This window comes from Plantibacter sp. H53, assembly GCF_001650455.1.
Lineage (GTDB): Bacteria > Actinomycetota > Actinomycetes > Actinomycetales > Microbacteriaceae > Plantibacter > Plantibacter flavus_A.
In genome coordinates this window covers 84,869-106,242 of sequence record NZ_LWCT01000035.1, presented here as the reverse complement: position 1 = coordinate 106,242, position 21,374 = coordinate 84,869, and the positions used below count along the sequence as shown (strand labels likewise).

The 21,374-nt window shown below is 68.2% G+C and carries 21 protein-coding genes, 1 tRNA gene and 1 other RNA gene; 6 read left to right on the top strand and 17 right to left on the bottom strand.

Annotated elements, in window-relative coordinates; genetic code table 11:
* Positions 1-4: 4 nt before the first annotated feature.
* The 3 genes from ilvD to otsA are packed head-to-tail and all read right to left on the bottom strand — an operon-like array spanning position 5 to position 4,102.
* Positions 5-1,699 (bottom strand): dihydroxy-acid dehydratase, encoded by a 1,695-nt coding sequence (gene ilvD / locus A4X17_RS13775; RefSeq protein WP_064296246.1) that lies wholly within the window; start codon positions 1,697-1,699, stop codon positions 5-7.
* Position 1,700: 1 nt separating this feature from the next.
* Positions 1,701-2,522: a trehalose-phosphatase gene (gene otsB / locus A4X17_RS13770; RefSeq protein ID WP_064296245.1), complete on the bottom strand. Its 822-nt coding sequence runs from the start codon at positions 2,520-2,522 to the stop codon at positions 1,701-1,703.
* On the bottom strand, positions 2,519-4,102 hold the full coding sequence (gene otsA, locus A4X17_RS13765) for an alpha,alpha-trehalose-phosphate synthase (UDP-forming) (RefSeq protein ID WP_082916177.1): 1,584 nt from the start codon (positions 4,100-4,102) through the stop codon (positions 2,519-2,521). The genes otsB and otsA overlap by 4 nt, the downstream gene beginning before the upstream one ends.
* Before the next feature lie 42 nt (positions 4,103-4,144).
* Here otsA and A4X17_RS13760 point away from each other — a divergent pair, with 42 nt between their 5' ends.
* The 3 genes from A4X17_RS13760 (at position 4,145) to A4X17_RS13750 (ending at position 5,904) form a co-directional block, all read left to right on the top strand.
* The gene (locus A4X17_RS13760; protein ID WP_197479087.1) at positions 4,145-4,993 is read left to right on the top strand and encodes a sugar phosphate isomerase/epimerase; all 849 of its coding nucleotides are present in this window, start codon (positions 4,145-4,147) and stop codon (positions 4,991-4,993) included.
* Positions 4,994-4,997: 4 nt separating this feature from the next.
* Positions 4,998-5,186 (top strand): hypothetical protein, encoded by a 189-nt coding sequence (locus tag A4X17_RS13755; RefSeq protein WP_064296243.1) that lies wholly within the window; start codon positions 4,998-5,000, stop codon positions 5,184-5,186.
* A 148-nt stretch (positions 5,187-5,334) separates the two neighbouring features.
* Positions 5,335-5,904: a hypothetical protein gene (locus A4X17_RS13750; RefSeq protein ID WP_064296242.1), complete on the top strand. Its 570-nt coding sequence runs from the start codon at positions 5,335-5,337 to the stop codon at positions 5,902-5,904.
* A gap of 383 nt (positions 5,905-6,287) precedes the next feature.
* Here A4X17_RS13750 and A4X17_RS13745 read toward each other — a convergent pair.
* Positions 6,288-6,363 (bottom strand) — tRNA-Lys (locus tag A4X17_RS13745).
* A gap of 147 nt (positions 6,364-6,510) precedes the next feature.
* Between A4X17_RS13745 and A4X17_RS13740 the strand changes: the two genes are divergently transcribed.
* Together A4X17_RS13740 and A4X17_RS13735 are read left to right on the top strand one after the other, a co-directional pair.
* On the top strand, positions 6,511-7,314 hold the full coding sequence (locus A4X17_RS13740; RefSeq protein ID WP_064296241.1) for an inositol monophosphatase family protein: 804 nt from the start codon (positions 6,511-6,513) through the stop codon (positions 7,312-7,314).
* 63 nt (positions 7,315-7,377) lie between these two features.
* The gene (locus A4X17_RS13735; RefSeq protein ID WP_064296240.1) at positions 7,378-8,361 is read left to right on the top strand and encodes a DNA topoisomerase IB; all 984 of its coding nucleotides are present in this window, start codon (positions 7,378-7,380) and stop codon (positions 8,359-8,361) included.
* Here the strand turns inward: A4X17_RS13735 and A4X17_RS13730 are convergent.
* The 12 genes from A4X17_RS13730 to prfB form a co-directional block, all read right to left on the bottom strand.
* Positions 8,358-8,726 carry a hypothetical protein gene (locus A4X17_RS13730; RefSeq protein ID WP_064296239.1) on the bottom strand — a complete coding sequence of 123 codons (369 nt, stop codon included), beginning with the start codon at positions 8,724-8,726 and terminating at the stop codon, positions 8,358-8,360. The genes A4X17_RS13735 and A4X17_RS13730 overlap by 4 nt on opposite strands.
* Positions 8,727-8,741: 15 nt before the next feature.
* The gene (gene mnhG, locus A4X17_RS13725) at positions 8,742-9,119 is read right to left on the bottom strand and encodes a monovalent cation/H(+) antiporter subunit G (RefSeq protein WP_064296238.1); all 378 of its coding nucleotides are present in this window, start codon (positions 9,117-9,119) and stop codon (positions 8,742-8,744) included.
* The gene (locus A4X17_RS13720; protein ID WP_064296237.1) at positions 9,116-9,379 is read right to left on the bottom strand and encodes a monovalent cation/H+ antiporter complex subunit F; all 264 of its coding nucleotides are present in this window, start codon (positions 9,377-9,379) and stop codon (positions 9,116-9,118) included. The genes mnhG and A4X17_RS13720 overlap by 4 nt, the downstream gene beginning before the upstream one ends.
* Positions 9,379-9,948: a Na+/H+ antiporter subunit E gene (locus A4X17_RS13715; protein ID WP_064296236.1), complete on the bottom strand. Its 570-nt coding sequence runs from the start codon at positions 9,946-9,948 to the stop codon at positions 9,379-9,381. Before A4X17_RS13715 ends, A4X17_RS13720 begins: the two co-directional genes overlap by 1 nt.
* Entirely contained in the window at positions 9,948-11,516 is a 1,569-nt protein-coding gene (locus A4X17_RS13710; protein ID WP_064296235.1) for a Na+/H+ antiporter subunit D, read from the bottom strand. The genes A4X17_RS13715 and A4X17_RS13710 overlap by 1 nt, the downstream gene beginning before the upstream one ends.
* Positions 11,513-11,992 (bottom strand): sodium:proton antiporter, encoded by a 480-nt coding sequence (locus A4X17_RS13705; RefSeq protein WP_064296234.1) that lies wholly within the window; start codon positions 11,990-11,992, stop codon positions 11,513-11,515. The genes A4X17_RS13710 and A4X17_RS13705 overlap by 4 nt, the downstream gene beginning before the upstream one ends.
* A complete protein-coding gene (locus A4X17_RS13700; RefSeq protein WP_064296233.1) occupies positions 11,989-14,919 on the bottom strand; it encodes a Na+/H+ antiporter subunit A in 2,931 nt (976 codons plus the stop codon). Before A4X17_RS13700 ends, A4X17_RS13705 begins: the two co-directional genes overlap by 4 nt.
* A gap of 137 nt (positions 14,920-15,056) precedes the next feature.
* Positions 15,057-15,425: a transfer-messenger RNA gene (gene ssrA, locus A4X17_RS13695) on the bottom strand.
* 137 nt (positions 15,426-15,562) lie between these two features.
* Positions 15,563-16,039: an SsrA-binding protein SmpB gene (gene smpB, locus A4X17_RS13690; protein WP_064296232.1), complete on the bottom strand. Its 477-nt coding sequence runs from the start codon at positions 16,037-16,039 to the stop codon at positions 15,563-15,565.
* Between the two features lie 111 nt (positions 16,040-16,150).
* Positions 16,151-17,065 (bottom strand): permease-like cell division protein FtsX, encoded by a 915-nt coding sequence (ftsX, locus tag A4X17_RS13685; RefSeq protein ID WP_064296231.1) that lies wholly within the window; start codon positions 17,063-17,065, stop codon positions 16,151-16,153.
* Complete coding sequence (gene ftsE / locus A4X17_RS13680) at positions 17,062-18,372, bottom strand: cell division ATP-binding protein FtsE (RefSeq protein WP_064296230.1); 1,311 nt, start codon at positions 18,370-18,372, stop codon at positions 17,062-17,064. Before ftsE ends, ftsX begins: the two co-directional genes overlap by 4 nt.
* A 99-nt stretch (positions 18,373-18,471) precedes the next feature.
* A complete protein-coding gene (gene prfB, locus A4X17_RS13675) occupies positions 18,472-19,581 on the bottom strand; it encodes a peptide chain release factor 2 (protein ID WP_064296229.1) in 1,110 nt (369 codons plus the stop codon).
* 46 nt (positions 19,582-19,627) lie between these two features.
* Between prfB and A4X17_RS13670 the strand changes: the two genes are divergently transcribed.
* Positions 19,628-20,896, top strand: coding sequence for an MFS transporter (locus A4X17_RS13670; protein ID WP_064296228.1), 1,269 nt, complete (start codon positions 19,628-19,630; stop codon positions 20,894-20,896).
* A gap of 22 nt (positions 20,897-20,918) precedes the next feature.
* Here A4X17_RS13670 and A4X17_RS13665 read toward each other — a convergent pair whose 3' ends face one another.
* Positions 20,919-21,374 (bottom strand): hypothetical protein, encoded by a 456-nt coding sequence (locus tag A4X17_RS13665; protein WP_082916175.1) that lies wholly within the window; start codon positions 21,372-21,374, stop codon positions 20,919-20,921.

Genomic DNA, 21,374 nt, shown 5'->3' with positions numbered 1-21,374 from the left:
TCGGTTATCCCGTGATCGCGCCCTCCGCTGCGGAGTGCACGAGACGAGAGTACTTTGCGAGAACGCCACGGGTATAGCGCGGGGGAAGAGGCGCCCAGCCGTCGCGGCGGGCTTCCAGCTCTGCTTCGTCGACGAGTAGGTCGAGCGAGCGGCCAGCGATATCGACCCGTATCAGATCACCATCGCGCACGAAGGCGATCGGACCTGCGTCCACCGCTTCGGGTGCTATGTGGCCGATGCACAGTCCGGTTGTGCCGCCTGAGAATCGACCGTCCGTCAACAGTAGTACATCCTTGCCGAGTCCGGCGCCCTTGATGGCGGCCGTGATCGCGAGCATCTCGCGCATCCCCGGTCCGCCCTTCGGGCCCTCGTAGCGGATGATGACGACGTCGCCCTTGTTGATCTTGCCCTCGGTGAGTGCGTCCATGGCACCGCGCTCACGTTCGAAGACCCGCGCGGGTCCTTCGAAGACCTCGGCGTCGAATCCGGCCGTCTTCACGACGGCGCCCTCGGGCGCGAACGACCCCTTGAGGATCGTGATGCCGCCGGTCGCGTGGATCGGGTTGTCGAGCGTGCGGATGACCGTGCCATCGATCGGGTCGGGGTTGATGTCGGCGAGGTTCTCGGCGACGGTCTTGCCGGTGACGGTGAGGCAGTCGCCGTGCAGCAGACCTGCGTCGAGCAGCGCCTTCATGACGACGGGGACGCCGCCGTGACGGTCGACGTCGTTCATGACGTACTGGCCGAACGGCTTCAGGTCGCCGATGTGCGGCACCTTGTCGCCGATGCGGTTGAAGTCGTCGAGCGTGAGGTCGACCTCGGCCTCGCGGGCGATCGCGAGCAGGTGCAGGACCACGTTCGTCGATCCGCCGAAGGCCATCGCGACGGCGATGGCGTTCTCGAACGCCTCCTTCGTCAGGATGTCGCGCGCGGTGATGCCGAGTCGGAGCATGTTGACCACGGCTTCGCCCGAACGGTGCGCGAAGTAGTCGCGACGGCGATCGGCCGAGGGCGGCGAAGCCGAACCCGGGAGGCTCATCCCGAGCGCCTCGGCGACCGACGCCATCGTGTTGGCCGTGTACATCCCGCCGCACGCACCCTCGCCAGGGGCGATGGCGCACTCGATGCGCTTGAGGTCCTCTTCGCTCATGTTGCCGGCCTTGCAGGCCCCGACCGCTTCGAAGGAGTCGATGATCGTGACCTCCTTCTCGGTGCCGTCGGAGAGCTTGACCCAGCCCGGCGCGATCGATCCGGCGTACAGGAAGACCGAGGAGAGGTCGAGTCGTGCGGCCGCCATGAGCATTCCCGGCAGCGACTTGTCGCAGCCGGCGAGCAGGACCGTGCCGTCGAGGCGCTCGGCCATGACCACGGTCTCGACGCTGTCGGCGATGACCTCGCGTGAGACGAGCGAGAAGTGCATGCCCTCGTGGCCCATCGAGATGCCGTCGGAGACGGAGATGGTGCCGAACTGCAGCGGGTATCCCCCGCCCGAGTGCACGCCCTCCTTGGCCCCCTGTGCGAGACGGTCGAGCGAGAGGTTGCAGGGGGTGATCTCGTTCCACGAGCTCGCGATGCCGATCTGGGGCTTGTCCCAGTCCTCATCGCCCATGCCGACGGCGCGGAGCATGCCGCGCGAAGTGGTCGCCTCGATCCCGTCGGTGACGGCACGACTGCGTGGTTTGATGTCGATCTCTGGCATTTTAAGAGTCTACGGCTTCCTTGTTGCTTCGATATTCCGCGAGCATGCCGAGGACGCGCGCGATCTCCGAGGGTCCTTCGACCCTGAAGTCGGCGGCGGTCACGCCGGCACCGCTCTTCACCCCGAGGTCGCCGGGGCCGAGTGCGCCGAACGCGTCCTCGTCCGTGACGTCGTCGCCCGCGTAGAACACGGCATCTGCTTTGGTGTACCGCCGGAGGTGTTCGACGGCTTCGCCCTTGGTCGCGCTCCTGAGCGAGAACTCGAGGACGTTCTTGCCCTCTCGAACCGTCAGGGCGCCGAACTCGTCCTTGGTGTGGGCGAGTGCTTCGAGGTGGGCGATCCTGGAGTCTTCTTCACTGGCGAGCCTCGTGTGCAGGGCGAACCCTGCCGGCTTCCGCTCGATCCAGACATTATCGTAACCCTCCGCGACGTCCTGGAGGATCCGTTGGAGGGTCTCCCGCTGTTCGCGTTCCTCGTCGTCGAGGGCGAGGGCGTCATCGGGGTTGTCGAGCCGGATCTCGACGCCGTGCGAGCCGGCGAACAGGGCGTGGTCGGGCAGCTCGGCCACCGCCACGAGACTGTCGATCGCGCGCCCGGACACGAGTGCGACACGCGTCCCGGGCAGGTCCATCAGCGCCAACACGGCCTTGCGGGCCGCGGGCAGCGCGCGCGCCTGGTCCGGGTCGTCGACCTCGGGGGCCAGGGTGCCGTCGAAGTCCAGGGCCACCAGGAGCTTCGGGACGTCGGCCAGGCGGCGGAGTTCCGCGCGCAGTCCGAGGGGAAGCCCCCCGAGGGTGTCGGTGGGCTCGTCGGTGGTGCTCATGACTGGGTGGTGCTCCCCTGCTCGATGGTCGGTGACTGGTCGCGCACGCGCTGCAACTCGTCGAGGAACGACGCCGACCACCGCGCGACGTCGTACTCCATGACGCGCTTGCGCAGCGCTCGCATGCGACGACCACGCTCGGCCTTCGTCATGTGCACGGCCTGGAGGATCGCCGACTTCATCCCCTCGATGTCGTGCGGGTTGATCTTGAGGGCCTGCTTCAGCTCGTCGGACGCGCCGGCGAACTCGCTCAGGACGAGGACGCCGTCGTTGTCGTAGCGAGCCGCGACGTACTCCTTCGCGACGAGGTTCATGCCGTCGCGCAGGGCCGTGACGAGCATGACGTCGGCGGCGAGGTAGAGCGCGGCCATCTCCTCACGGGGGTACCCGTGGTGCAGATACTGGATCGCGGTGTGGCCGATGGTGCCGAAGTCGCCGTTGATCCGGCCGACCGTCTGTTCGATGTCGTCGCGGAGCTGGCGGTACGTCTCGACGCGTTCGCGGCTGGGGCTCGCGACCTGGACGAGCGTGACGTCCTCGACCGCGAGCTTGCCCTGTGCGAGGAGTTCGCCGAAGGCCTTGAGTCGGTGCCCGATGCCCTTCGTGTAGTCGAGACGGTCGACGCCGAGCATGATCGTCTCCGGGTTGCCGAGCTCCTCGCGGATCTGCTTGGCACGGGCGATGATGTCGGGGCGCTGCGCGAGGGCTTGGTACCCCTTGCTGTCGATCGAGATCGGGAAGTGCCGGGCGATCACCGTGCGGTACGGGGCGCCGCGCTTCGAGGCGGCCGGTGCGGCGTCCGTCGTGACCGACACGAGTGCCGCGTCGAGCGGGACCTGGATCGCGGCCCCCTTCGTCTCGTACCCGAACAGGCGGCGGACCGCCCGGGAGAAGTTGCCCGCGTCCGCGACGCGCTGGAAGCCGATGACGTCGGCGCCGAGCAGTCCCTCGATGATCTGGCGTCGCCACGGGAGCTGCGAGTAGATGCCGTAGGCCGGGAACGGGATGTGGTTGAAGAAGCCGATCGTGAGATCGGGTCGCAGCTCACGCAGGATCTTCGGCACGAGCTGCAGCTGGTAGTCCTGCACCCAGACCGTCGCACCGTCGGACGCGGCCGACGCGGCGGCCTCCGCGAACCGTCGGTTCACGGCGACGTAGGAGTCCCACCACTCGCGGTGGTAGCTCGGCGGAGCGATGACGTCGTGGTAGAGCGGCCAGATGGTGTCGTTCGAGAAGCCCTCGTAGTAGCGGGCGATCTCGTCCTCGGACAGCGGGACCGGGATGATCCACATCTCGTCGTTGTCGAACGGTTCTATCTCGAGGTCGGCCGAGCCGGCCCATCCGATCCATGCGCCGTCGGCACCGCGCATGACGGGTTCGAGGGCGGTCACGAGTCCACCGGGTGAGGTCCGCCAGCTCTCGACACCGTCTGCGTCGACGACGCGGTCGACCGGCAGCCGGTTGGATACCACGATGAAGTCGAAGGTCGACGCTGATCCGCCGTCAGGCGCGGAATATCTGGTGATGATGGCCCTCCCGGGGTACTCGGGTTCGCTGTTCAGGCTAGCAGCGTTCCGCATGGCGAAACCGCGTGTTCAGACGGCGAGCATATGCTTGCGCTGATGATCCGCCATGGCATGAGCACCTCCTGCGTCTACCCGCTGGGAACCCGGCGCGCGTTCGAGTTGGCCGCCGAAGCCGGCTACGACGGCGTCGAGGTCATGGTCACCCAGGACCGCGTGACGCAGGACGCCGACGCGCTGCGCGCCCTCGCCGCCGAGACCGGGCTGGACATCCTCTCCATCCACGCGCCGGTCCTGACCCGGACCGCGTTCGTCTGGGGCCGCGACCATCGGGAGAAGCTCCGGCGCTCGGCGGAGCTCGCCGCCGCCGTCGGAGCGTCGACCGTGGTCGTGCACCCGCCGTTCCGCTGGCAGCGGCGCTACGCGCACGCCTTCGTCGACCTCGTCGCGGAGCTGACCGAGACGCACGAACTCGAGCTGGCCGTCGAGAACATGGCGTGCTTCCAGAGCCGCGGGCTCCGGGTTCAGCCGTTCGCCTTCGGGTACGACCCGGCCCCACTCGCCTGCGCCGCCCTGACGCTCGACTTCTCCCACGCGGCCCTCGCGGGTGAGGACTCGCTCGAGATCGCGACCCGCTACGGCGACCGCCTCCGACACGTGCACCTGTGCGACGGGACCGCGCCGTCGCCGCGGGGTGCCTTCCTCGACGAACACCTCCTCCCGGGCGCCGGTGAGCAGCCGGTCGCCGAGGTCCTCGAGCTGCTGCGCGCGGCGGACTGGTCGGGAAGCATCGTCGCGGAGGTCCACCTGCCCGCGACCGGCGGCGACACGCTCCGCCTGGCCCAGCTGCGGGCCTCACTGGCCTTCGCGAAGCGTGCGTTCGCTAGCACAGGCGAGAACCCGAAGGAAAGCCCGGATGCGGGGGGCCTCCCCTACCGGCTAGCGTGAAGACATGCGCAAATTCCTCTTCAACGGCAGCATGATCTCCACGGTCTTCGGCGGGATCTCCGCCCTCCAGGCGACCCGACAGGGACCGCGGGACTGGAAGCTCGCCCTCCTCTGGGTGAGCTGGGGCATCTCGCTCGCCCTCGCGATCAGCTCGGTGATCGACGACAGCAAGCAGGCGGAGATCGGCCGCTGAGGTCGCGCCACCGGCGCTACCACGTCCGCCCGGCAAACCCGAGAATTGGGGCGCTCGCCCGCGTGTCTCCGCGTCGTTCCGCGCCTCGTGATCGACAATGAGGGCAGTCCAGCCTCACGGATGATCCGCTTTCGATGAAGGGCCCGCCATGTTCGGTCGCCGACGCCACGCAGCACCAGTCTCCGCATCGAAGCTGACCGAGAAGCAGCTGTTCGACCTCGTCCACGCTCGACTGGCGAGCGAACTCGGCGCCAACGGCGCCTGGGTGCTGTCGCGCCGCACCCCGAGCTCCGGCGACGAGATCTTCCACGAGGTCTACGCCCAGCAGCTCGCCCACGAGATCGCGACGGACATCGACCTCGAGCAGGCAGCGGTGACGGTCCGCGCCGAGGCCGCTCCGGCGCGTGGATGGCGCCTCTGGTCACGCGGTCAGGAGGAGTCCGCGGTCGACGCCGCCGACGAGGTCGGGTCCCTCGAGGTCGCCGAGTCGCCCGTCGCCGAGGAACCTGCCGCCGTCACCGAGACCGTCGACGCGCCGTCCGAGGCGCAGGCTGGTGACGACCACCCCGAGGCCGCGGCTGTCGACACTGAGCCGACGCTCGTCGAGCGGACCCTCCTCGAGCCGCAGCACTACCCCATCACCGTCTGGGCCGAGCCCGAGTTCATCGACGCGAGCCTCGTCAACCCGGTGCCGGCGCGCCGCAGCTCGGTCGCCTGAGCAACGAAGCACGTCGACAACGGCCGTCCACTCCGGTGGGCGGCCGTTTCGTCGTACCGGACCCCTGAGCGGGCATGACGCCTCATCGAACCCGAATCGATGAGGCGTCACGGCGCTGGTGGGCACGAATGTCCGACCGTCGCTCTGCTCCGCACGGTGGGGTGACCACGCGGAGGCTTCCGTCGGCAACGGCAGGACCCGATCCCGCCATGCTGCCGACCCTTCCAGGGTCTCATGCCTGGGCCCCGCTGCCTCCCGATGACGCGAATCGGACGGGAGCTGTCGCGAAACGTTCCCGGAGCGTTTCATCGGGTCGCAGGCTCGAACATGAATCGAGCCGAAACGCAGAACGGCCCCGTCTGAAGACGAGGCCGTTGCTGGTGTGGTGCACCCCCCCGGACTTGAACCGGGAACCCACTGATTAAGAGTCAGTTGCTCTGCCAATTGAGCTAGAGGTGCGTGGTTTCGGAGTGTTCCGAACCGAGATATGACACTAGCACCCAACTGGCCCGGGTGCGAAATCGAGCCCGTCGGCGTGTCGCGGAGGCACATCTGCGGCCCTTCGGGCGTCGTCCGATCAGGCCCGCGCGACCCTATCCTGGAGGGGTGACCGAACCCGTGACCGTCTCCCCCGCCGACCTCGATCTCGCGCTCCGGCTCGCCGACGCGGCCGACCGCATTGCCATGGGCCGCTTCGAGGCACGCGACCTCGACGTCTCCACCAAGCCGGACCGCTCGCACGTCACCGACGCCGACCTCGCCGTCGAACGCGCCATCCGCGGCATCCTCGAGACCGAGCGCCCGGACGACGGCGTGTTCGGCGAGGAGTACGGCGCGCAGGGCCCGACGGATCGACAGTGGATCATCGACCCGATCGACGGGACGGCGAACTTCCTCCGCGGTGTCTCGAACTGGGCGACGCTCATCTCCCTCGCCGTCGACGGCGTCCCGGTCGTCGGCGTCGTCAGTGCACCCGCCATGCACGCCCGCTGGTGGGGCGCCATCGGGCACGGCGCGTGGGGCATCCGGTTCGGTGAGACCACCCCTCGCCGGCTGTCCGTCTCGGGCGTCTCCGACCTCGCCGACGCGTCCTTCAGTTTCCAGAGCATCGCGCAGTGGGCCTCGGTCGGGCGGATCCCGCAGCTGCTGGCCCTGTGCGGCTCCCTGTGGCGCGATCGGGCCATCGGCGACATGTGGCCCTACATGCTGCTCGCCGAAGGCTCGATCGACGCCGTGGCCGAATTCGGCGTGCAGGAGTACGACCTGGGCGCCCACGTGCCGATCGTCCTCGAGGCCGGCGGTCGCTTCACGGACATCGACGGCATCGAGACCATCTCCACACGGAGCTCCCTCGCGACGAACGGCCGCCTGCACGACGCCTTCCTCGCCGAGCTGCCGCCCGTCGGCTGACACGGGCGCACGGCGCGGCGCAAGCCCGCCGAGCGGGATCCGAGCGCGTCGTACGCTGGGCGGATGGTACGACTGAGGCGCAGCGACGTGAACGGCCAGGGCATCCGACGGGTTCGATCCGGGCGCGGTTTCAGCTACCGTTTGCCGGACGGTTCACTCCTCGACGATCAGGAGATCCGAGCCCGGATCGACGGCCTGGTGGTCCCTCCCGCCTGGAACGACGTCTGGATCACCCCCTACGCCAACGGGCACATCCAGGCGACCGGGATCGACGCGGCCGGGCGGCGGCAGTACCTCTACCACCCGTCCTGGCGCGAGCGTCAGGACCGGAGCAAGTTCGACCGAGCCCTGGCCCTCGCCGAGGCCCTCCCCGCCGCGCGAGGTCGGGTCACCCGCGACCTGCGGCTCGAAGGGTACCCGCTCGCACGGGTGTCGGCCGGCGCGTTCCGCATGCTCGACACCGGGTCCCTGCGCGTGGGCGGTGAGCAGTACGCGGAGGCCAACGGCAGTCACGGCCTGTCGACCCTCGAGGGTGCGCACGCTCGCGTGAGCGGCGACATCGTCGCACTGAAGTTCCCGGCGAAGAGTGGGCAGCCCTGGGAGTCCGACATCGTCGACGCCGACCTGGCCTCACTCATCCGCTCCCTGAAGCGCCGTGGACCGCACGCCCGCCTCCTGGCCTGGAAGGACGGGAACCGGTGGCGGCACCTCCAGGCGAGCCAGATCAACGACTACGTCCGGGCGCAGACGAACGGCGAGTTCACCGCGAAGGACTTCCGGACCTTGCACGGCACCGTCGCGGCTGCGGAGAGCCTGGCGAAGACCGGACCCGTGCAGACCAAGACGGCACGCTCGAAGGCGCTCGCACAGGCCATGCGTGACGCCGCAGCGGTCCTCGGCAACACCCCGGCGATCGCGAAGTCCAGCTACGTCGACCCGCGGGTCGTCGATCGATACACGCACGGCGAGACGATCCCGCCGGACGGTCGCGGCTCACCGGAGACGGCGCTGCGCGTCCTGCTCGTGGGGACCGACGACCCGGCCTAGTCGTGATCCTGGTCGTGGGACTCGGCGCCCGCGTCGCGCGGCGCTCCGTTCCCCGCAAGGTATCCCTCGACCTCGGACTCCGGGATGAGCTGCAGCCCTCGGGGGGTGTGCGATGAATCCGAGAGGACCTCGAGCCACGCACGGTTGAGTTCCGGCGGGCGGCTCCCGAAGAAGCGGAACTGCAGCGGGATGCTCGGGGACAACCACAGCGAGCGTCGACCGGAACCGTGCTCGGAATCGTTCGCCCAGCTGAGGAAGAAGCTCTCCTGGCGGCGCAGCTTCGCCCCGATGACGGCCTTCAGGTGCGCGAGCGCGCGGTCTTCGATCTCGTACTCGTCGCCGGACCCGTAGATGAGCATTCCCATGGGGACATTCTGCCGCTATTCGGGCGTGTGGCCGGGATGTCGTTCCTCCCCGAGTTCTTCGCGTCCCGCGAGCTCGTCGCGGACGAGGACGGCCTCGTCGAAGTTGCCGCTGCGGTAGGCCGCCCGGGCGACCATGTGCGCGGAGATCGGCGCGGTGAGGCTCTGGAACACGATGATCGCGATCGCGATCGTGATGGTCCCGACCGTCGGGCTCGAGACGGCGACGTCCGCCATGATCGCGATGAGCCCGAGGATCTGCGGCTTGGTCGCCGCGTGCAGGCGGGACAACACGTCGGGGAAGCGCAGCAGGCCGACACCGGCGGCGAAGCACATGATCGCCCCGACGAGCACGAGGGCCCCGGTGACGATGTCTCGGATCAGCTCGCCGGTCATGCGTCGTCCTGCTTCGACATGAACCGCGCGACGCTGACCGAGCCGACGATCGCGAACATCGCGAGCGCCAGGAGGACCGGCAGGCCGTCCGTGTGACGGTTGATCGCCATCTCGGCCCCGATCGCGCACATGACGGTGGCGACGAGCACGTCGGAGGCGATCACGCGGTCGAGCAGGCTCGGCCCGCGGATGATCCGGTAGACCGCCGCGAGGGCCGCGGCACCGAACAGCACGGAGACGATGATGATCACGACGAGCATCACTGCCCCCTTCCGATCGAGACGTGGTCATGGTCGTGGCGGAGGGCGTCCGCCTCGGCGCGGGAACCGATCGCGAGGATGAGCCGTCGCTCCGTCCCGAGGACCTCGGCGACGACCGCGTCGATGTCGGCGTCGTCATGCACGTTGAGCGCGTGCAGGTAGAGCGTCGAGGCCGTGCGGTCGAGGTCCACCACGATCGAGCCCGGGACGATCGAGACCGCCTCGGCCGTCCAGCTCATGATGAGGTCGGAGGTCGTCCGCAGGCGGACCGCGATCACCGCGTTGCTGGACCGGAACCTCGGCTTGAGGACGAGCCACGCGATCTCCGCACTCGCCCGCACGATGTCGACGAGGAGCTTGCCCAGGAAGATCGCGGTCCGCCAGAGGTTGATGCGGCCGCTCAGCTCGACGGCCGGCAGGTAGAACAGGAACGACACCAGCAACGCGACCCCGAGGCCGGTCACGAGGGTGAGCAGGTCGAACATCCCCCAGAGGAGACACCAGAGCAGGATGAGTCCGGCCAGGAGGAGGGCCTGGCTGAACAGTGCGCGACGACGTGACGGTTGCATTACTTCAGGTGCTCCGTTCCGTCGGGGAAGACCGCGGTGATGTAGTTGTCCGGGTCCTCGATGTTCTCCGCCGCGCGCGTGGCCAGTCCGAAGAGCGGCCCCGCGAAGACCGTGAGGGCGAGGGTCAACGCGACCATGCCGGTCGTGGCACCGATCATCGGGCGCGAGATGGTCTTGGTGTCGACCGAGCCCGAGTCCTCGGGGCTCTCCGCGAGCTGGTCGAGCAACGGCGACGAGTATCCGGCGACCTCGTCCTTCCCACGCCAGAAGCCCATGTTCCACACGCGCGCCAGGGCGTACAGGGTCAGGAGCGAGGTCGCGGCTCCGGCGGCGATGAGGATGTACGACAGCGGGTCGCCCAGGGCGACACCCGCCTGGAACAGCCCGATCTTGCCGAGGAAGCCCGAGAACGGCGGGATGCCGCCGAGGTTCATCGCTCCGATGAAGAACAGCACGCCGACGATCGGGGAGGCCTTCAGGATGCCGCCGAGCCGGGAGATGGACGTCGTCCCACCGATCCGCTCGACGAGACCGGTGGTGAGGAACAGCGTGGTCTGGACGACGATGTGGTGGACGATGTAATAGATCGTCGCGGCGGTCCCGGCGACCCCGCCGACGGCGATGCCGAAGATCATGTAGCCGATGTGACTCACGAGGGTGAACGACAACAGTCGTTTGATGTCGGCCTGGGCGACCGCGCCGAAGATACCGATGAGCAGGGTCAGGAAGGCGATGACCATCAGCGGTGTCGCGAGCGGCACCTCCTTGAAGATGAGCGTGTCGGTCCGGATGATCGCGTACACACCCACCTTCGTCAGCAGGCCCGCGAACACCGCCGTGACCGGTGCCGGCGCAGTCGGGTAGGAGTCGGGCAGCCAGAACGACAGCGGGAACACCGCCGCCTTCACCGCGAACCCGAGCAGGAGTGCGGCGCAGAGGATCGCCTGCACCTCCATCGGCAGGTCGCGCACGCGGTCCGCCACGAGGGCGATCGTCACCGTGCCCGTCGCGCCGTAGATGAGGGCGATCGCAGCGACGAAGAGCAGCGACGACATGAGGCTGATGACGATGTACGTGACGCCGGCGCGGATCCGCGCTCCGGTGCCGCCCAGGGTGAGGAGGACGTAGCTGGATGCGAGGAGCATCTCGAACCCGACGTACATGTTGAAGAGGTCGCCCGCGACGAAGGCGTCGAACAGCCCGGCCGCCAGGACCAGGTACGTCGGGTGGAAGATCGACACCGGCGTCTCGCGGTCGCCGTCGACGATGCCCTGGCCGATGGCGAAGATGAGGACGCCCAGCAGCATCAGGGCGGCGACGAGCAGCATGATCGCCGACAGCCGGTCGACGACGAGCACGATCCCCCAGGGCGGGGACCAACCGCCCAGCTCGACGACGATCGTGCCGCTCTGGTCGACGGCCGCGAGCAGGATCGCGCTGATCACGGTCACCGCGGTGAGCGCGATGACGCTGATCGCCACCTGCGTCTTGCGGCGGTTGCGGAACATGAGCGCGATCGCCGAGCCGATCAGCGGGATCATGACCACGAGCGGGACGAGTGCGTTCATTCGCCTGCCCCCTTCCTGGTCGTCTTGCGATCGTCGCCGTGCTCGTTGCTCTCGTCGAGGACCCGTTGGATGGCCTCGTCGTCCAGGTCGACCTGGTTGAAGACCGCCTCCGTCGCCGCCTCGGTGTCGTCGGCGTGCTCGTCGCTGAGGGTGTCGCCCTCGTCGCCGAGCTGCGCCAACCACCAGGTCCGGTAGATGAGCGCCAGGATGAAGGCGGTCACGCCGAAGTTGATGACGATGGCCGTGAGCATGAGCACCTGCGGCACCGGGTCGACCATGCGTTCGTCGGAGGCGGTGCCCGTGACGAGCGGTGCGGTGCCGCTCGGGCCGCTCATGATCAGGATGAGCAGGTTCGTCGCGTTACCGACGAGCACGAACCCGATGAGGAACCTGGTGAGGCTCCGCTCGAGCATGACGTACACCCCGGTGCCGTACATGACGGCCATCAGGACGACGAGGGTCAGTGAGGCGCTCATCGCTCGACCTCACTCGCCGAGAACTCGTCCGTACTCTGCTCGTCGATGTCGGCTTCCTCCTGTTGACGGTCGACTTCGGCCCCGAGACTGCGCAGGATGTCGAGTGCCAGTCCGACGACGACGAGGTAGACGCCGATGTCGAAGATGCTGGACGTGCCGAACGAGAGGTGCCCGAGGATCGGGACGTCGGCCGAGAAGTATGCGGACTGCAGCGCCTCGCCGCCGAAGAACAGGGACCCGACGGCCGTGCCCACCGCGAGCAGCAGTCCGACGCCGAGTACCTTGCCCGCGTCGATCGGCACCGCTTCGCCGAGCTCGTAGCGTCCGCCGGCGAGATACCGCATCACGAGCGCGAGGCCGGCGAGCAGACCACCGGCGAAACCGCCGCCAGGCTCGTTGTGGCCGACGAAGAGCAGGAAGACGGAGACGACGATCGCGGGGTGGAAGAGGAGCCGAACGAGGACCTCGAGGAGGATCGAACGGTTCGCCTCGGCGATCGCCCGGCCACCGATGAGCCATGAGTGCCGCCCCACCGCGTCGCGAGGCGCCTCCATCTCGCTGTCCGCGAGGTGGGGGTCCGACACGACCTGGGATCGGAGGCCCGGGATACGTCGGCGCCGCGCACCGCTGAGGCGCGGGACCTCGGCGCCCCGCTGTGAGACGAAGAGCAGGCTCGCGATACCGGTGGCCACCACGACGAGCACGGAGATCTCCCCCATGGTGTCCCAGGCCCGGATGTCGACGAGCATGACGTTCACGATGTTCTTGCCGTGGCCCTCCTCGACGGCGAGCCGTGGCAGCTCGGTCGCGATGCTCTCGGCCTGCCGCGCGCCGAGGGCGATGACCCCGATGAGCCCCATGACCAGGCCGGTCAGCGTCCCGATGACGACCCGACGGACGCGGTGGACCGGGGCGTTGCGCTGGGCGATCTTGGCCGGCAGTCGGCGGAGCACGAGGACGAACACCACGATCGTGATCGTCTCGACGAGGGCCTGAGTGAGCGCGAGGTCGGGAGCGCCGTGCAGGGCGAACAGTGCGACGAGCCCGAACCCGGTGACGCCGACGAGGAGCACAGCGGCCATGCGCTGCTTCGCCCGGGCGGCCGCGATCGCCGCGGTCGCCATGATGAAGGCGATGGCCACCTGGGCGGGATAGTCCCACAGCCGGATCTCGCTCGGCCAGGCGCGCCCGAGGAGGGCGATCGTGCCGAGGGTGAGGACGAAGACCACGAGGATGGTCGAGAGGTACTGGACGAGCCCGCCGCGCTGAGCGAACAGGGTGACCTTCGCGGAGAGCCGGTCGATGCCCTGGGTCGCCGCCCAGTACCCCTTCGAGGAGTCGATGAGGGGTGGCAGGCGGTCCTGCAGACGAGCGACCGGGAGCCTCCAGCGGAAGAGCAGCAGACCGAGCAGCACCACGGCGGCCGAGATGCCGAGCGCCGGCTCGAGGCCGTGCCAGAGCGCGAGGTGGTAGTCGCCCTCCCCCACGGAGTCCGCGTAGGGCGCGAGCACCGTGTCGATGGGCTTCGTCGCGAAGCCGAGAGCGATGGTCGCGACGGCGAGGATGCCCGGCGCGATCATGATCGTTCCGGATTCGGCATGCAGTTCGGTCGGCGCGGCGCCGCGCCGGTCTCCGAAGGCGCCCCAGAGGAACCGGGCGCTGTACGCGACGGTCAGCACGGAACCGACGGCCGTCCCGATGATCGCTACCCAACCCCACACGTCGCCCTCGAGCGCGCCCTCCAGCAGTGAGGTGAAGACGGCCTCCTTCGCGACGAACCCGAAGAGCGGTGGGATGCCGGCCATCGACGCGACCGCGATCGCCGCGATGACGGCGAGCACCGGCGTCTGACGCCCGAGACCGGACAGGTGCCTCCAGTCACGCGTCCCAGCGCGGTGGTCGATGATGCCGACGACGAGGAAGAGTGCCGCCTTGTAGATGGCGTGGGCGAGCAGGAGCGCGACGGCGGCCAGGGCCGAATCACGGGTGCCGTACCCCGAGATGACCATGAGGAATCCGAGTTGGCTCACCGTTCCGTAAGCCAGGACCAGCTTGAGATCGTACTGACGCAGCGACCGCCAGGCACCGGCGACCATGGTGAGGACGCCCAGGCCGACGAGCATCGCATCCCAACCCGGGGTGTCGGCGTAGCCGGGAGCGAGTCTCGCGACGAGGTAGATCCCGGCCTTCACCATCGCCGCAGCGTGCAGGTATGCGCTCACGGGCGTCGGTGCGGCCATCGCGGCCGGCAGCCAGAAGTGGAACGGCACGAGCGCGGATTTCGAGATCGCCCCGACGAGGATGAGGAGGATGGCGACGGTGGTCGCGGGGCCGGTCAGACCCTGCTCGACGATCGAGGCGAGCGAGGTGCTCTGCGCCTGCACGGAGATCATGATGACGCCCACGAGCATGACGAGCCCGCCGAAGGTCGTCACCAGGAGCGCCTGGAGCGCGGCACCGCGACTCTCCTTGCGATCGGTGTAGTGCCCGATGAGCAGGTAGGAGAGCACACTCGTGATCTCCCAGAACATGAACATGACGATGATGTCGTCGGCGGTCACGAGGCCGAACATCGTGCCGGCGAAGGCGAACAGGAGCGCGGCGAAGCGACCGAGGCCGGGCTCGGTCGACGAGAAGTAGCGGCCGCAGTAGAGCAATACGAGGGCACCGACGCCGGTGACGACGAGGGACAGCAGCCAGGCGAGCGTGTCCATCCGGAATGAGAGCGCGATGCTCAGTTGCGGGATCCACTCGATCGTCTCGACGACCGTGCCGCCGGCCGTGACCGTTCCGGTCTGGAAGAGCGTCCAGACGAATGCCGCCGCGGGCATACACGCGATGACGTAGAAGACCTTCGTCGACAGCACTCGAGTGAGTGCGGGCGTGGCGACGGCGATCGCAGCAAAAACAAGCAGGATTGTCGCCATGCAGGTCTCCCGGGTGGTGGCGGCCTCTGGACTCCCAGGTTAGCAGCCCGTCGGTACCCCTCCGACCCCAGGAACGACGACAGGCCCCCGCCGAAGCGGGGGCCTGTTGTCGACTCGGCAGCGTGTGACAACGTCCGGAGTGGAGATGGGGGGAATTGAACCCCCGTCCACTGCTGTGATTCTGCGCCTTCTACGGGCGTATCCCTTGACACGTTCTACTCGGCCCCGACCATTGACAAGGGCATCTTGGTCGACGGGCCCAGCCGAAGAAAAGTCCCGGATGACGTCGCGGCTCCGTCATCCAGCAAGTCCCCTAGATGACGCCAGGATCCGAGACGGGGACACGCTCGGTCTGACGGACTATCGGGCTCGCTTAAGCAGCGAGGGCGAAGTCAGTGCGCTTAGAGTTGGCACTTGTTGTTTTGCAGAGATCGTTAACGAGATAACCCTGCATCCTCGACCCGCTTCTCGCAGTTTCGCAGGCAATGTCGAAACCGATCATCCCCATGGACTCAGCGCCTCGGAGAACGAGGCGAAGAGGGTCGTTGTCACACGCTGTCGAGTTGTCAATCCACCGCGAGCGGTGGACGAGCACCTTGCGGTGCAGCTTTCAAGTGTACCGCGCCGGGGTGGCGCCTGTCACCTATTCGCCGAGCCGGTTCCTGGTGGCCATCGCACGCGCGGCCTCACGGGTGTCCTGCTTCTCGCGCAGGGCATGCCGCTTGTCGTATTCCTTCTTGCCCTTCGCCACGGCGATCTCCACCTTGGCCTTGCCGTCCTTGAAGTAGATCTTCAACGGCACGAGGGTGAAACCACCGGGGGCGATCTTGTGGGCGATCTTGTCGATCTGCTCGCGGTGCAGCAGCAGTTTGCGCTTGCGCCGCGGCGGGTGGTTCGTCCACGCGCCCTGGCCGTACTCGGGGATGTGCACCGCGTCGAGCCAGGCCTCACGGCGGTCGATGAAGGCGTACCCGTCGACGAGCGACGCCCGCCCGGCTCGCAGCGACTTCACCTCGGTACCCGTCAAGACCATGCCGGCCTCGTAGGTGTCCTCGATCGTGTAGTCGTGGCGGGCCTTGCGATTCGTGGCCACGACGTTCTCGCCCCGTTCCCTCGGCACGGTGTACTCCTGACGTTCTGGTTCGGATCCATCGGAACGGACCGGCCGCGATCGCGGCAGCCTGTCAGTCTAACGCAGAGCGAGCGGTGCGGTGGCCGCACTGCCTCCCCGCTAGACCTTGAGGTACCGCGAGATCGCGAAGTTGGCCGAGATCGCCGCCAACAGCACGCCGACGAGCAGCAGGATCGGGAGGACCACGAAGGCGTCACCGAGATCGACGAAGTTGACGTACCGCATGCGGTCCGCCAGGTATCCCTGGACGAACACCTGGACGATGGTGATCACCGCCCCGGCCGCGAGGATGGAGCCGATGAGCGCGGCGAACACACCCTCGAGGATGAACGGTGTCTGGATGAACCGGTTCGATGCACCGACCAGTCGCATGATGCCGAGTTCCCGGCGTCTCGAGTACGCCGACAAGCGGATGGTCGTCGCGATCAGCAGGGCCGCGGCGACCAGCATGAGTGCCGCGATCCCGATAGCCGTGTAACTGGCGATGTTCAGGACCGAGAAGATCTGGTCGAGGTACTGGCGTTGATCCGTCACCTGCTCCACGCCCGCGACGCCGGAGAACGCCTCGACGAGCACGTCGGACTGCGAGGCGTCCTTCATGTTCACCCAGAAGGTCTCGGGCAGCTGGTCCGCCGTGACGAACTGTGCGATGTCGTTGCCCTTGAACTGCTCTTGGAAGTTCGTGAACGCCTGCGCCTGGTCCTCGAAGTAGAACTTGTCCACGAAGGGGGCGAGGGTCGACGACTCGAGGGCGCTCTGGACGGCGGCGCGCTGTTCTTCGGTCGCGGCGCCGGCGGCGCAGGTGTCGCCCGCACTGTCGGCGGTGCAGAGGTAGATCGCGACCTGTGCGCGGTCGTACCAGTAGTTCTTCATCTGGCCGATCTGCATCTGTAGCAGGACGGCCGTACCGACGAAGGTGAGCGAGATGAACGTCACGAGCACGACGGAGACGACCATCGAGACGTTGCGACGCAGGCCGTTCCAGACCTCGGACCAGATCAGTGCGAGTCTCACTTGGTCGGCCCCACGTTCTGCTCTCCGTCTTCAGTGCCGCGCGCCGCGGCACGCAGGCCGAGTCGCTCTGCGAGCGACAGGTGTTCGACCTCGATCGGGTCGATCTCGTTGCGTGCCGGGAGCCCGATGGGGCCCGTGGCGTTGCTCAGGCGTTGCGGAGGCGCGACCTCCGGGACCGCAGCCGCCGGTGGAACGGCGGGCTCCGCTTCCGGCGTCGTCGGCTCGGCCTCGGGCGCTTCCGGTGTCGATTCCTCGGCTCGCGTCGCCGGCGACTCAGGCTCGGCGACGGGTGCTACGGCCGGTTGCTGGATCGGCGTCGAGCCGGACACCCGGGTGACGACCTCGTCGGTGTCGGCCTGCGGTGTGGTCTCGCGCGAGACCGCGGCGGGCGCGGTCGGTGCGGCTGGAGCGATCGGCGTGGCCGCGGTGGCGGCGACCGCGGCTGCGGCCACGGCACTCGTCGTGGGCTCGGAGCTGGCAGCGACGGACGAGGTCGTGGTCGTCACCGGAACCGAGGAGGTCTCGACGACGGGTGAGACCGGAGTCGAGGCCGTTGCGGGAGCTGACTGTGCCGCCGGAGCGGCAGCCTTGGAGGATCCTCTGACGAGACCCGGGATGGCCGCGGTCGTGCCGTATCCACCGTGGCGTTCGTCACGGACGATCTGACCGTCCTGCAGCTCGATCACCCGGCGCTGCATCTGGTCGACGAAGCCGGCCTCGTGCGTGGCCATGACGACCGTCGTCCCACCCGCGTTGATGCGCTCCAGCAACTGCATGATGCCGGCGCTGGTGGCGGGGTCGAGGTTACCGGTCGGTTCGTCGGCGAGCAGGATCTGCGGCTTGTTGACGATGGCGCGGGCGATGGCGACGCGCTGCTGCTCACCACCGGACAGCTCGTGCGGCAGGCGCTGCGCCTTGCCGTCGAGTCCGACCATCTTGAGGACGTCGGGGACGGCCTCCTGGACGAAGCCGCGCGACTTGCCGATCACCTGGAGGGTGAAGGCGACGTTCTGGTAGACCGTCTTGCTCGGCAGTAGACGGAAGTCCTGGAACACGACCCCGAGGCTGCGCCGGAAGTACGGCACCTTGCGGTTCGAGATGGAACCGAGGTCGTGGCCGAGCACATGGATCTTGCCCTTGCTCGGCTTGTCCTCCTTGAGCATCAGGCGGAGGCAGCTCGACTTCCCCGACCCCGAGGCGCCGACGAGGAAGATGAATTCTCCCCGGAGGATCTCGAAATCGACGTCGTTGAGCGCGGGACGCGAGGTTCCCGGATACTTCTTGGAGATGTGATCAAACCGAATCATGGCTCCTTGAGCTTAAGGAGCGACCTGCCGATTACGGGCAGGACACGCCCGCGATCCGTACCCTGTACGAGGGCTGGGCGAACACTATGCCGCCCCGCGCTACTCCGCCTTCGACATCGACCGCCAGCGGATGCCCGCGGCGATGAACCCGTCGAGATCGCCGTCGAACACCGCTGCGGGGTTCCCCTGCTCGTGCTCCGTCCGCAGGTCCTTGACCATCTGATACGGCGCGAGCACGTAGGAGCGCATCTGGTCGCCCCAGCTCGCCGTGATGGTGCCGGCCAGCTCCTTCTTCGTCGCGGCCTCCTGCTCCTTCTGGATGAGGAGGAGTCGCGACTGGAGCACGCGCATGGCTGCGGCGCGGTTCTGGATCTGGCTCTTCTCGTTCTGCATCGAGACGACCGTGCCGGTCGGCAGGTGGGTGATGCGCACGGCGGAGTCGGTGGTGTTGACCGACTGTCCACCGGGGCCGCTGGACCGGAAGACGTCGACACGGATGTCCGACTCGGGGATCTCGACGATCTCCGTCTCCTCCATGAGCGGGATGACCTCGACGGCGGCGAAGCTCGTCTGACGCTTGCCGGCGGCACCGAAGGGGCTCATGCGCACCAGGCGGTGCGTGCCCGCCTCGACGCTCAAGGTGCCGAAGGCATATGGCGCGTCGACCTCGAAAGTGGCCGACTTGATGCCGGCCTCCTCCGCGTAGCTCGTGTCCATGACGGTGACCGGGTACTTGTGCTGCTCGGCCCATCGCAGGTACATGCGGAACAGCATGTCGGCGAAGTCGGCGGCGTCCACACCGCCGGCACCGGCGCGGATGGTGACGACGGCGGGGCGCGGGTCGTACTCGCCGCTCAGCAGCGTCTGCACCTCGAGGTCGCCGAGCACCTTCTGGAGGCTGACGAGCTCCTGGCGGGCCTCTTCTGCCGACTCCTCGTCCTGGGCGTCGGTCGCGAGTTCGATGAGCACCTCGAGGTCGTCGAGCCGGTTCGCGATGCTGGTGATGCGGGCGAGCTCGGACTGACGGTGGCTCAGGGCACTCGTCACCTTCTGCGCGTTCGTCGTGTCGTCCCAGAGATCCTGGGCACCCGCCTGCTCGCTCAGCGTCGCGATCTCGGCTTCGAGACGGTCGACGTCGACGACGGTGCGGATGTCGTCGAAGGTCGAGCGGAGGGTACTGATCTGTGTGGAGAGGTCCAAGTCAAACATTTGGCTTCAGCCTACCGCGCAGGGCCACGGGCGTACGATCGAGGGGATGACTTCCGACGAACGCCCGTTCCAGCTGCGCTCCGTGGCCGTCTCGGTCTTCCTCCCCACGCTCCTGTTCTCGATCGGTGAAGGCGCCATCATCCCGATCATCCCGGCCGTCGCCGGGAACCTGGGGGCGACGCTCGCCGTCGCAGGCGTCATCTCCTCGCTCATCATGCTCGGCGAACTCGTCGGCGACGTCCCGTCAGGGTGGATCGTCAGTCGGATCGGCGAACGCTTCGCGATGATGTGGGCGGCGCTGCTCGCGGTCGTCGGGGTCGCGACGGCGGCCATCTCCCCCAATCCGTTCGTCCTCGCCGTGGGCATCTTCTGCATCGGGCTCGCGACCGCCGTGTTCGGTCTGGCACGGCACGCGTTCATGACGACGTACGTGCCGATGCGGTACCGGGCGAGGGCGCTCTCCTCCCTCGGCGGTGTCTTCCGCGCCGGCACGTTCATCGGACCGTTCCTTGCTGCGGGCGTCATCCACCTCACCGGGACGTCGCAGGCGGCGTTCTGGGTGATGGTCGTCTGCTGCGCTGGCTCCGCGATCACCCTGCTCGTCCTCCCCGACCCGGCGGAGATGTTCGGGCGACCGCCGTCGACGCGCACCGCCGACGGCGAGGAGCGGACCGAGGGCGAGGAGCTCGCGTCCGAGGAGTCGAGTGGTCTGATTGCTTCGATTCGAGCGCACGGCGCCGTCCTCACCCGGATGGGCACCACCGCGGCGCTCGTCGGCGCCCTGCGGTCGTGTCGGGCGGTCCTGCTCCCCCTGTGGGCCGTGAGCATCGGCGTCTCGGAGACGGACACGGCGCTCATCATCGGCGTCGTCGGTGCGGTGGAGTTCGCCCTCTTCTACGCCAGCGGTCAGGTGATGGACCGCTGGGGGCGGATCTGGACCGCCGTCCCCTCGATGATCGGGCTGGGCTCCGGGTTCATCGTCCTGGCCTTCACGCACGACCTCGATGAGGCGCGAGTCTGGTTCATCGCCGTCGCGCTCGTGCTGGCACTGTCCAACGGGCTCGGTAGCGGCATCCTCATGACCCTCGGCTCCGACCTCGCGCCACCTGAACGTCCCGCGCCGTTCCTCGGCGCCTATCGCTTCCTGGGCGACGCGGGCACCGCCGCGGCTCCACTGGCGATGTCCGGGATCACCGCAGCTGCGTCGATCTCCCTCGCCGCCGGCACCATCGGCGGTGTCGGGCTCATCGGCGCGTTCCTCCTCTTCCGGTTCATCCCCCGCTTCATCGACCGAGGCACGCGCCCGTTCCCCTGATCGTCGGGAGGCCCGTCCGCCGTCACCAGAAGACACTGCGAGCACTCGCGGTCGCCTCGATCCGGAGGCCCTGCGGGACGAACAGCGTCAGCATCGGTGGACGCCAGTCCGACGCCAGCGAGACCTCCGCGCTCCGGCCGTCGGGCGTCCGCGCCGCGACGATCTCGACTCCGGTGAGCGCACCCGCACCGCCGTTGATGAGGTCGTCGCGTGCACTCGACCGGACCGAGTCGTCATCGAGGGCGGGTCGGAAGGTCCCGTCGGGCTGGATCGTGACGTCGTCGATGGAGAAGGACTCCGCGGCGGTCGCGGCCAGTCGGTCGGCGAGGTCGAGGAGCCGCTTGTGCTCCACGTACAGGGAGGTGGCGGCGCTCCCGACGAGGACCACGGCGAGCGCCACGACGGCGAATCCGATCGTCAGGAGCATGGTGGACCCGTCCTCCTCGCCGACGTCCAGATGTCGTCGTCTGCCCGGCAC